Below are 10,670 nucleotides of genomic sequence, written 5' to 3'. Positions count from 1 at the left end.
AAAACTTCCCGCGCCCAAGACCAGATTGCCAAAATCTCAATTATGCTAACCTAGGCAAGCAGCAATCCCTTGTCACGAAGGCGATTAACCTAATTTCAAACAATTTATTTTATTGAGGACCGGTGTATCCCGTATGACAAACCTGATCGGCACAGACAGCAACGACTTTATTCTAGGGACTCCGCTGGGCGATCGAATTCGCGGCTTAGATGGCGATGACACGCCTCTGGGTGCGGGAGGAGATGACACCCTAGAGGGCGACGGCGGCAACGACCAGCTTCTTGGAGGTGACGGATCAGATTCGCTGATTGGCGGTGAAGGAAATGACGAACTTATTGGCAACCAAGGCCGCGATTCTGCTTCCGGCGGCAACGGCGACGACTCGATTCGCGGCGGTTTGGGCAACGACATCCTCGACGGCAACGACGGGATAGACAGCGTGTTGGGAGATGCAGGGGACGACTTAGTTAGTGGGAACGCAGGCTTTGATGTGATTGCCGGCGGTACTGGCAACGACACCCTCACAGGGAATGACGGCGACGATTCCGTGTTCGGGAATGCTGATGACGACTTTCTCTACGGGAATTTTGGGAACGATTCTCTCAACGGCGGTAGCGGCAGGGATCAACTGTTGGGCGGTGAGGGCAACGATTACTTGAGTGCCAGCGACGGCGACGACACTTTGTACGGCAATGCCGCCAACGATTCGCTCTTGGGAGACGCTGGTAATGACCAGATATTCGGCGGCAAGGCTGACGATACAGTTTTTGGCGGCACCGGTTCCGATACCCTTCGCGGCGATGAAGCCGACGACTCGGTACTGGGAGATGAAGGCAATGACTTCCTGTTTGGTGGCAAAGGTAATGATGGTATCGACGGCGGTTTTGGCGATGACTCCTTGGCTGGAGGTATCGGCGACGATACAATTTTGGGAGGTTTCGGCAATGACAATTTATTTGGGGCAGAAGGTAATGATTCTTTAATCGGAGGCGAGGGTTCGGATACTCTGACTGGCGGCAGCGGCAGCGATGTCTTTGGATTGGGAGCCGGGCCTGGCAGTTTGGCTTTAATTACTGATTACAATGACACAGAGGATTTCTTTGGACTGCCGAGCAATTTATCTTTCGCTCAACTGCAAGTTCGGCAAGGTAACGGTGCAAATGTCAGGGATACAGTAATTACGACGCTCGACGGCAAGCTTTTAGCAATTTTGATCGACACTCCGGCGGCGCTGATCGAGGCGAATGATTTTATCGCTGTGACTGGGACGGCTACCCCCAGACCAACTAGGACTACAGTTACAACCACAGTTACAACCACAACTACAGATATAACTGGGGCTGCAACGGAGGCTGCAACTGATGCTCCAACTCCAACTCCAACTCCAACTCCGACTCCGACTCCGACTCCGACTCCAACTCCAACTCCAACTCCAACTCCAACTCCAACTCCAACTCCGACTCCCACAGCAGCACCGACGCCAACTCCAACTCCAACTCCAACTCCGACTCCCACAGCAGCACCGACGCCGACTCCCACAGCAGCACCGACTCCGACTCCCACAGCAGCACCGACTCCGACTCCCACCGCAGCACCAACTCCGACTCCAACGCCGACTGCTTCGAGAATTCCGATTCCGCCGACAGTTAGCGTGCCTGATTCGCCTCTGCTATCAATTAGTTCGATCCCTCCGACGCCCGGACTATGGCCAATGCCGCCTGGTCAGACGCCGATATTCCCGACGGTGCCGAACCCGATACCCTTACCTCCTACACCTTACGGGTTCTAGGTGCGATCGCGCAGCTCAGTTATGAGTTTGTGAGTTTTACATAAACTCATAACTCATAACTCAAAACTATTTCACGTCTTGGGGAGTTTCGGCCGAGTCTTGTGGCGACTCGGCTGGAGAATCTTCTAGAGGAGATAATTGTTGGCTGTACCCCAAGAGCGATCGAAGTTTCATGCGGTGGATGTAAGGCCAGCCGCCATTGGCTTCAATATTCCTGAGCAGTTTGTAAAGTGCTTGGCGGTTGTCGGGAAAAGACGCTTGAAACAAACCGTCCCGAATTTCCCGGTGCGAAGCTTCCAGCCTCCGCAGCAGGGCCAAAAGCAGCAGACTGTCTCCCTGACAACTTTCGGCTAAAGTCCGAATCGCCTCTGTCAGCGAGTGCATTTGAGACTGCAACTTTTCTGACTCTAAATCTTTGCCGTTGTCCATACCGCTGCTTCCTTTGAAATCTACAAGGCCTTTGTCCCCAGCCTTTTGGTCAATCGACTAATCGAGCTAGTCGCGATCGCCATTCGGGGTCATAAGCAAAGTAACTTAAGTAGGTTGACTTAAGCAATATTAATTTGCAGTCCAAGTCAGGAAAAGAGCACAACCCGTCGTACCATGTGTATTGGGCTGCGATCCGAACCTTTGAGAAATCATAAGTTCATGCTTATTTTCACGGCGCACTAGCTTGATTTTTTGAGTCAATGCCGGTCTCGGTGAAGCGAGCGATCTGGATCTAAATGCTGCCCTAAGCGCTGGCCTAGCCTGCCGGCGGGCAATTATATTTTGCTCGAACTAGGGCTTTTTCTTAATATAATCCGATGGTGGATATTGAGGTTTGCAATGAAATATCGTGCTTTAATTGTTGCACTTTTAGCATTTTGCATGAGTGCGCTGGTTGCTTGTTCTTCTGCTTCTGACACGACGGTGGCGACTACTGAGTTGCTCACCTACGACGAGATTAGAGGTACTGGCTTGGCTAATAACTGCCCTAGCTTGGCAGAAACTTCTCGGGGATCGATCCCCATCGAAGCGGGTGCCACCTATAAACTGACTGGTTTGTGTTTGCAGCCCACAACTTATTTTGTGAAGGAAGAACCAGCAAACAAACGCCAAGAAGCGGAATTTGTGCCTGGTAAATTGCTGACACGGTTCACGTCGAGCATTGACCAAGTTCAAGGTACGCTCAAGGTCGATACTGACGGAACTCTGACTTTCACAGAAGAAGACGGCTTGGATTTTCAAGCTATTACGATTCAATTACCGGGCGGAGAGCAAGTACCTTTCTTGTTTACCATTAAACAGCTAGTGGCCAGTTCCGATCCCGGAGTGGTTGCTATCAATACTTCCACCGATTTGAGAGGGGAGTTTAACGTTCCTTCTTACCGCAGCGCAGGCTTTTTAGACCCTAAAGCTCGTGGGGTAGCGACTGGCTATGACAATGCTGTAGCGCTTCCGGCTACTGACAATTCCAAACGTGTGCGGGCTAATGTTAAGGTTGCTGACACCCGTACCAAGGCGGGCAAAATTTCTCTCCAAGTTGCTAAAGTCAACAGCGCCACTGGCGAAGTTGGCGGGATTTTTGAGAGCACACAGCCTTCGGATACTGATTTGGGAGCTAGACCGGCTCTGGACGTGAAAATTCGGGGTTTGTTTTACGCTCGCATTGAGCCTTCTGTATCGTAAAATTGGCTTTCTGGATCGATCGAACTTGAGCAGTTTCTGGTACTAAAGGTACTGCTCGCTCTTCATTAGCCAACAGTCTTGAGCAACATAACTTAGGACTGTTGACTAATGACTAAATTTATGATTGAATTGTGGTCAGTCGCAAGTTATTAAGTTGGGATTTTTTATTAATTAAAGTTTGGTATTTACAGCGCTTTCAGCTTATAATATAATTTTCAAAAATCCTGGTTAACTTCGGGATTCGGTCGAAAGCCTTCTAGCTGGTAAAAGTCTGCCTTATGCCGAAAACCGTCGGATAATCCCGCTGAATCCCTGCACCTTCGGAAAGTTAAACAGGTGTGTCCGCTATCACACCTATTAAGTGCTAGGATTACACTACCTAAAAGTGAATTTTTTTAGACTAGATTAGAAGCTAGATCTAAAGCAACCTCAGTCCTCTGCTCTACCAACCCTTATGTCACCATGTCTACCACAGTGCCGAACGAGCTAAAAAGCGAAAATTTGCAATTGTTGCGCGAGTACCAAGTTTCTGGATCGAATGAAATCCGCAATCAGTTAGTTAAACTGAATATTGGACTGGTCAGAAAAGAAGTTTACCACTGGATCAACCAGTGCGGTGAAAGCTACGACGATTTGCTGCAAGTCGGATGTATTGGGTTGATCAGGGCGATCGAGCGGTTTGATATCGCCAAGGGACACGCTTTTAGTTCCTTTGCAATTCCCTACATACGGGGCGAAATTCAACACTACTTGCGGGACAAAAGCCCTTCTGTGCGATTTCCCCGCCACTGGCAGTCCCTGGAACGCAAATCTGTAGCAGCGATCAAGGATTTGCAAGTGCAGTTAAACCGCAAACCTACGGATGCTGAAGTAGCAGCAGCCCTTGAGGTTTCTGTACAAGAATGGCAAGAAATTAAGTTGGCCCATCTCAACAGATCGCCTCTGAGTTTGGACGCGCCGATGCAAGATGAAGATGAGGGGGCGACTTGTCTGGGAGAATTGGTGCCCGATAGCAAGTATCGGAGTTTTCAGTTGGCGCAAGAGGATCAAATTCGCGTACAGCAAGCTTTGGCGATGTTGGAACAACGGACTCGCGAGATATTGGAGTTTGTTTTTCTCTACGATTTGACGCAGAAGGAAACCGCTGAACGCTTGGGTATCAGTGCGGTGACTGTTTCTCGGCGAGTTAAGAAGGGGCTGGATTTGCTCAAAGAGATTATGACTAAACAGCTTTAGTGATTAGTCATTAGTCATTAGTCATTAGTCATTAGTCATTAGTCAGCAGTCATTGGTCAGCAGTCATTGGTCATTGGTCATTGCTCAGCAATAGTCCTACATATAAATTATCAGCTATCGTCTGTAGGGAAACGGCACTGCCGTGTCCGGCCGGTAGTGAGAGCGAATGAAGGATAATTTATATAAGAGAATTACTGTAGCAAGACTTTTTAAAATTGGTATTAGTCAACAGTCAGCAGTAGTCAGTCAACAGTCAATAGTCAACAGCGATCGGTAATTAGTCAGTTGCTACCAAGAACAAATAACAAATGACTAATGACTAATGACTACTAACTAATTTTTAGAGGCTGCGGACAAATTTATCGAGCCTTTCTACGGCTTTTTTAATGGTGCCTAAATCGGTGGCGTAAGACAAGCGAATGTGGTCGTCTGCACCAAACGCAATCCCTGGAATAACTGCTACTTGCTGCTGTTCTAAGAAAGCGTCGCAAAATTCCAGAGAATTCATTCCAGTCTTGCTGATGTTGACAAACATATAGAAAGCACCGTCTGGTTTAATACAGCTAATTCCAGGGATAGCATCGAGTAATTCAAATATTACCTGACGCCTTTCGGCAAAAGCTAGACGCATTGTTTCGACAGATTCTTGGCTGCTTTCCAAAGCTGCGATCGCGCCGTACTGTGCAAAGGTACACACATTTGAGGTACTGTGACCTTGAATGGTGCCGGTGGCTTTAATTAATTCGCTCGGCCCGGCCAAATAACCGACTCGCCAGCCTGTCATCGAGTAAGCTTTAGCAAAACCGCTGCTGATGAGAGTGCGATCGAAGATTTCTTTGCCCAGCGAACCGATGCTGACGTGTTGGGCGCCGTCATATATAATTTTTTCGTAAATTTCGTCAGAAACGACTAAAATATCTCGATCGACTATCACCTCGGCCAATGCTTTGATTTCCGCCGGAGTATACACCATTCCCGTCGGGTTAGAAGGCGAATTCAGTACAAATAACTTGGTTTTGGGAGTAATCGCTTTACTCAGTTGTTCCGGTGTAATTTTATATCCTGTAGAAGCATCAGTCCGTACAATTACTGGCTTGCCACTAGCGAGTTTCACCATTTCAGGGTAGCTTAGCCAGTAGGGAGCCGGAATAATTACTTCCTCTCCAGGCTCGATCAGAGCCATCATCAGATTGTAGAGCGAATGCTTGCCGCCGTTGGTGACAATGATATTTTCTGGTTGATAGTTGAGATTGTTGTCGGATTGGAGTTTGCGGGCGATCGCAGCTTTTAACTGCGGTTCCCCAGACACCGGGCCGTACTTAGTCTTCCCCGCGTCTAAAGCTTGTTTTGCCGCTGCTTTAATGTGTTCGGGGGTATCAAAGTCGGGTTCTCCCGTACTCAAACTACAGACATCAATCCCTTCGGCCTTCATGGCTTTAGCCTTAGCGGCGATCGCCAAGGTTATAGAAGGAGGAACCTCACCCACTCGTGCTGCCAACTTAATCATTGGATTTTAGATATTAGATTTTTGACTTTAGATCATAGGGTGACAAATGTTGATATTCAACCCTGTTGTTAGGGAATTATGACATTTGTTTACATAGTACGTAAAGGATTAAGCAATTAAAGAATAAAAATTAAAGAAGCTCTTAGTTTTAATTTTTATTTTTTAATTTTTAAATTTTGACGTTATTATTGTACCATTTTTGATGCCTCGTTACCCTCAACCCGGATCTGCAAGCTTATGGATCTCAAATCTCTGATTCGCGACATTCCTGATTTCCCGAAGCCGGGAATTATGTTTCGAGACATTACAACTTTGCTGCGCGACCCGCAAGGGCTGAGCTACACCATTGACAGCTTAGCGGAAAAATGCTCTGCAATGTCTGTTGACTATGTGGTGGGCATGGAATCGCGGGGCTTTATCTTTGGCGCGCCGTTGGCTTATAAAATGGGAATAGGCTTTATTCCTGTCCGCAAACCGGGGAAACTGCCAGGTGCGGTTCATTTTGCTGAGTACGAGTTGGAGTACGGTGTCGATCGACTGGAGATGCACCGAGATGCGATGACATCCGGCAGCCGGGTGCTGATTGTGGACGATTTAATCGCCACTGGCGGAACAGCGGCGGCGACGGCTAAATTGTTAGAGCAAGCTGGCTGCGAGCTTGTCGGTTTTGCTTTTATCATTGAATTGCAGGCTTTGGGCGGCAGGCAGAAATTGCCGGATGTGCCAATCGTCACGCTAGTGGAGTATTAGTTAGTTAACTGTTGACTGTTGACAGTTGACTGTTGACAGTTGACTGTTGACTGCTGAGTAAAAACTACAGACAAATAATATCCTTGACCTTTGCATCGGAATTATTCATCTCTCTCTTCTCTTTCTCTGCGATCTCTGCGTTCTCTGTGGTTAAATCATTCCGATGCAACCGGAATTAATATCATTCACAATTCTTCAAATCTAAAATCTAAAATCTAAAATCTAAAATCCTATGACTTCTATTAAATTGAATCGAAATTGGCGAATGTTGAGTTCTCTGTTTAGCAGCGAGACATTTACTTATGTTTTCAAGCGACTGTTGCAGGCACTTTTAACGCTATTTTTGGCATCGATGCTTTGTTTTGCAATTATTGAGCTAGCACCGGGAAATTACTTGGATACTTTGAGCCAAAATCCCAAGATTTCGCCGGAGACACTCAAGCAACTCGAACAGCAGTTCGGCTTAGATAAACCAGCTATTGTGCAGTATTGGCTATGGCTGCAACAAATTGTGACGCGGGGGAATTTTGGCACGAGTTTTGTGTATCAGCGATCCGTAGCTTCGCTGCTGTGGGAACGGGTACCGGCGACGTTATTAATGGCGATCGCATCTTTGATTGTAACTTGGGCGATCGCGATTCCCTTGGGAATAGTCGCCGCCGTCAATCAAAACCGCACAGTCGATCGAGTTCTGCAAGTAGTCAGCTACACGGGACAAGGATTTCCGAGCTTTATCACAGCGTTGCTGCTGCTATTTTTTGCTCAGAATACTTCGCCTCTGTTTCCCGTCGGAGGAATGACAAGTATCGACCACGCAGACTTACCTTGGTGGGGTCAAATCCTCGATTACGGCTGGCACTTAATTTTGCCAACTGTCGCCCTCAGCGTTACTGGTTTTGCTGGTTTGCAAAGATTGATGCGCGGACAATTGTTGGACGTGCTGCGTCAAGATTACATCCGCACAGCACGGGCTAAAGGTTTGCCGGACGATCGAGTAATTTACATTCATGCTTTGCGGAATGCTGTTAATCCGTTGATTACGCTATTGGGTTTTGAGTTTGCTAGTTTGTTGAGCGGTGCGTTTATTGCGGAATTTTTCTTTAATTGGCCGGGTTTGGGAAAGCTGACTTTGGATGCGGTGAACAATCAAGATTTGTATTTAGTAATGGCAAGTTTGATGATGGGTGCGACGATGTTGATTGTGGGGAATTTGTTGGCGGATTTGCTGCTGAAAGCTGTCGATCCTCGGATTAAGCTGGAAGATTTGAAATAGAAAACTTAATTCAGTAACAAAAGGTACGCAAGAGCGATTTGTAATAGTCAACAGTCAACAGTCAACAGTCAACAGTCAACAGTCAACAGTCAACAGTATTCCCATTACCCATCTCGGAGTGTTTTATGTCAGAAAAACAACCAAACGAGTCAATGGTTTTTAGTAGCTTTGCCGACTGGTGCAGGCATATTGACAGCCTTTCACAACAGGCAAGGCACACAGTTAAAGTGTTGTTAAAAAAGGCTGGCACTGATGACCCTGAAGCAGCGGAGCAGATACTTTCAAGCATGACAACACTCGATCTGTGCGACAATAGAATTACCGACATCAGCTCCCTCGACTCGCTCACCAATCTGACAACACTCGATCTCGGCAAAAATCAAATTACCGACATCAGCTCTCTCGACTCGCTCACCAATCTGACAACACTGTCTCTCGGTGGCAATCTAATTACCGACATCAGCGTCATCGGCTCGCTCACTAATCTGACCACACTGGATCTCAACAGCAATCTAATTACCGACCTCAGCTTCCTTGGCTCGCTCACCAATCTGACCGCACTGGATGTCCACAGCAATCGACGAATTACCGACATCAGCGTCATCGGCTCGCTCACCAATCTGACCACACTGGATCTCCGCTTAAATCAAATTACCGACATCAACGTCCTCGGCTCGCTCACCAATCTGACCGCACTGGATCTCCGCTTAAATCAAATTACCGACATCAGCGTCCTCGGCTCGCTCACCAATCTCAACACACTGTCTCTCAACAGCCATGAAATTACCGACATCAGCTTCCTCGGCTCGCTCACCAATCTGACCACACTCAATCTCGGCGGCAATCAAATTACCGACATCAGCTTCCTCGGCTCGCTCACCAATCTGACCACACTCAATCTCGGCGGCAATCAAATTACCGACATCAGCATTCTCGGCTCGCTCACCAATCTGACAGCACTGCATCTCGACAGCAATCAAATTACCGACATCAGCTTCCTCGGCTCGCTCGCCAATCTGACAACACTGAATCTCCGCTTAAATCAAATTACCGACTTCAGCTTCCTCGGCTCGCTCACCAATCTGACAACACTGAATCTCCGCTTAAATCAAATTACCGACATCAGCTTCCTCGGCTCGCTCACCAATCTGACAACACTGAATCTCCGCTTAAATCAAATTACCGACATCAGCTTCCTCGGCTCGCTCACCAATCTGACCACACTCAATCTCAACAGCAATGAAATTACCGACATCAGCTTCCTCGGCTCGCTCACCAATCTGACAATACTCGATCTCTACAACAATCAAATTACCGACATCAGCTTCCTCGGCTCGCTCACCAATCTGACCACACTGTCTCTCAACAGCAATGAAATTACCGACATCAGCTTCCTCGGCTCGCTCACCAATCTGACCACACTGTCTCTTGACAACAATCAAATTACCGACATCAGCTCCCTCGGCTCGCTCACTAATCTGACAATACTCGATCTGTGCGACAATCAAATTATCGACATCAGCTCGCTCGGCTCGCTCACCAATCTGAGAATACTGTCTCTTGACAACAATTACATTACCGACATCAGCTCGCTCGGCTCGCTCACCAATCTGACAGCACTGAATCTCAGCACCATTGAAATTACCGACATCAGCTCTCTCGGCTCGCTCATCAATCTGACCAGACTCGAGCTGTGCGACAATCAAATTACCGACATCAGCGCCTTGCGTAAGCTCACCAATCTGACAGGAGTGAATCTCTACAACATTCAAATTACCGGTTTGTGCGTGTTAGGCGAACTCGCGCAGAAACGTCTTACTCTCTCGACTAGGCCAATTGATGCTCAAAAAGCCACAGAAGCCATCAAAGTTGCCTACGCCGCTATTGGGCTAGAACAACCCTCCGTTATTATTTGCACCAGTCCCCGCGACGCTTTTCTCCAAATCTTCAACTTGCCCAAAGGCGACGATTCACAAAACTGCTCAAACGAATACAGCAATAGATTGGGAAAAAATCTAGACCGGAAATGGATGTCCCGTGTGGGAGAATTTGCAAGTCCGGCGGTGTGGGAGTATGAGTTCAAGCGCATAAGGATCGAGTCCGAAGCAGACAGCACACTGAGTTCGCTAATGAGGGAATTAGTTGACGAATTTGAGCAATCGGAACGAACGATGGGGAATGTTTTTCCCGATCATTTGTTAGGCCTGAAATACCCTGAAACCCCCACGAGTTTGTGTAGAACAATCTATTTGACTGAACTTTATATCTATTCACTAGGCATCAATCTTTCCCAAAAGGCACAAGAAATACTTCGCTCGCAAAACCTGCTTTTCGAGCATTGCGGTTGGATATTTGACTTTGAAAAGTTTTGCGCGGTGTGCGATCGCCCCCGCCACCTGCGTTTTGACAGTCAAAACCGCTTGCACGCGGAAGGAGAACCTGCG

The 10,670-nt window shown here is 47.6% G+C and carries 8 protein-coding genes; 6 read left to right on the top strand and 2 right to left on the bottom strand.

Going from position 1 to position 10,670, the window contains the following annotated elements; genetic code table 11:
• The first annotated feature begins 133 nt into the window (after nucleotides 1-133).
• The gene (locus tag QUB06_RS10945) at nucleotides 134-1,789 is read left to right on the top strand and encodes a calcium-binding protein (protein ID WP_333435307.1); all 1,656 of its coding nucleotides are present in this window, start codon (nucleotides 134-136) and stop codon (nucleotides 1,787-1,789) included.
• A 66-nt stretch (nucleotides 1,790-1,855) separates the two neighbouring features.
• Here the strand turns inward: QUB06_RS10945 and QUB06_RS10940 are convergent, their stop codons facing one another.
• A complete protein-coding gene (locus QUB06_RS10940) occupies nucleotides 1,856-2,218 on the bottom strand; it encodes a hypothetical protein (protein WP_333435306.1) in 363 nt (120 codons plus the stop codon).
• Nucleotides 2,219-2,617: 399 nt separating this feature from the next.
• On the opposite strand from QUB06_RS10940, the gene QUB06_RS10935 reads away from it, so the two are divergent.
• A complete protein-coding gene (locus QUB06_RS10935) occupies nucleotides 2,618-3,460 on the top strand; it encodes a photosystem II manganese-stabilizing polypeptide (RefSeq protein ID WP_333435305.1) in 843 nt (280 codons plus the stop codon).
• A 462-nt stretch (nucleotides 3,461-3,922) separates the two neighbouring features.
• Nucleotides 3,923-4,696 (top strand): RNA polymerase sigma factor SigF, encoded by a 774-nt coding sequence (locus QUB06_RS10930; protein WP_333408788.1) that lies wholly within the window; start codon nucleotides 3,923-3,925, stop codon nucleotides 4,694-4,696.
• A 340-nt stretch (nucleotides 4,697-5,036) separates the two neighbouring features.
• Here QUB06_RS10930 and QUB06_RS10925 read toward each other — a convergent pair whose 3' ends face one another.
• Complete coding sequence (locus QUB06_RS10925; protein WP_333435304.1) at nucleotides 5,037-6,203, bottom strand: pyridoxal phosphate-dependent aminotransferase; 1,167 nt, start codon at nucleotides 6,201-6,203, stop codon at nucleotides 5,037-5,039.
• A 237-nt stretch (nucleotides 6,204-6,440) separates the two neighbouring features.
• Between QUB06_RS10925 and QUB06_RS10920 the strand changes: the two genes are divergently transcribed.
• From QUB06_RS10920 to QUB06_RS10910, 3 genes are all read left to right on the top strand, one after another.
• A complete protein-coding gene (locus QUB06_RS10920; RefSeq protein ID WP_190740620.1) occupies nucleotides 6,441-6,953 on the top strand; it encodes an adenine phosphoribosyltransferase in 513 nt (170 codons plus the stop codon).
• Nucleotides 6,954-7,185: 232 nt separating this feature from the next.
• Nucleotides 7,186-8,226 (top strand): ABC transporter permease, encoded by a 1,041-nt coding sequence (locus tag QUB06_RS10915; protein ID WP_333435303.1) that lies wholly within the window; start codon nucleotides 7,186-7,188, stop codon nucleotides 8,224-8,226.
• Between the two features lie 125 nt (nucleotides 8,227-8,351).
• The coding region (locus tag QUB06_RS10910) for a leucine-rich repeat domain-containing protein (protein WP_333435302.1) at nucleotides 8,352-10,670 on the top strand (2,319 nt) is incomplete at its 3' end.

This window comes from Microcoleus sp. D2_18a_D3 (genome assembly GCF_036702455.1).
Classification (GTDB): domain Bacteria; phylum Cyanobacteriota; class Cyanobacteriia; order Cyanobacteriales; family Microcoleaceae; genus Microcoleus.
This window is presented reverse-complemented; position numbering and strand designations above follow the sequence as displayed.

What these genes read in the sequence shown, in the direction of transcription:
- QUB06_RS10945 (WP_333435307.1), top strand. Translation starts at nt 134, where the DNA reads ATGACAAACCTGATCGGCACAGACAGCAACGACTTTATTCTAGGGACT.
- QUB06_RS10940 (WP_333435306.1), bottom strand. Translation starts at nt 2,218, where the DNA reads ATGGACAACGGCAAAGATTTAGAGTCAGAAAAGTTGCAGTCTCAAATG.
- QUB06_RS10935 (WP_333435305.1), top strand. Translation starts at nt 2,618, where the DNA reads ATGAAATATCGTGCTTTAATTGTTGCACTTTTAGCATTTTGCATGAGT.
- QUB06_RS10930 (WP_333408788.1), top strand. Translation starts at nt 3,923, where the DNA reads ATGTCTACCACAGTGCCGAACGAGCTAAAAAGCGAAAATTTGCAATTG.
- QUB06_RS10925 (WP_333435304.1), bottom strand. Translation starts at nt 6,203, where the DNA reads ATGATTAAGTTGGCAGCACGAGTGGGTGAGGTTCCTCCTTCTATAACC.
- QUB06_RS10920 (WP_190740620.1), top strand. Translation starts at nt 6,441, where the DNA reads ATGGATCTCAAATCTCTGATTCGCGACATTCCTGATTTCCCGAAGCCG.
- QUB06_RS10915 (WP_333435303.1), top strand. Translation starts at nt 7,186, where the DNA reads ATGACTTCTATTAAATTGAATCGAAATTGGCGAATGTTGAGTTCTCTG.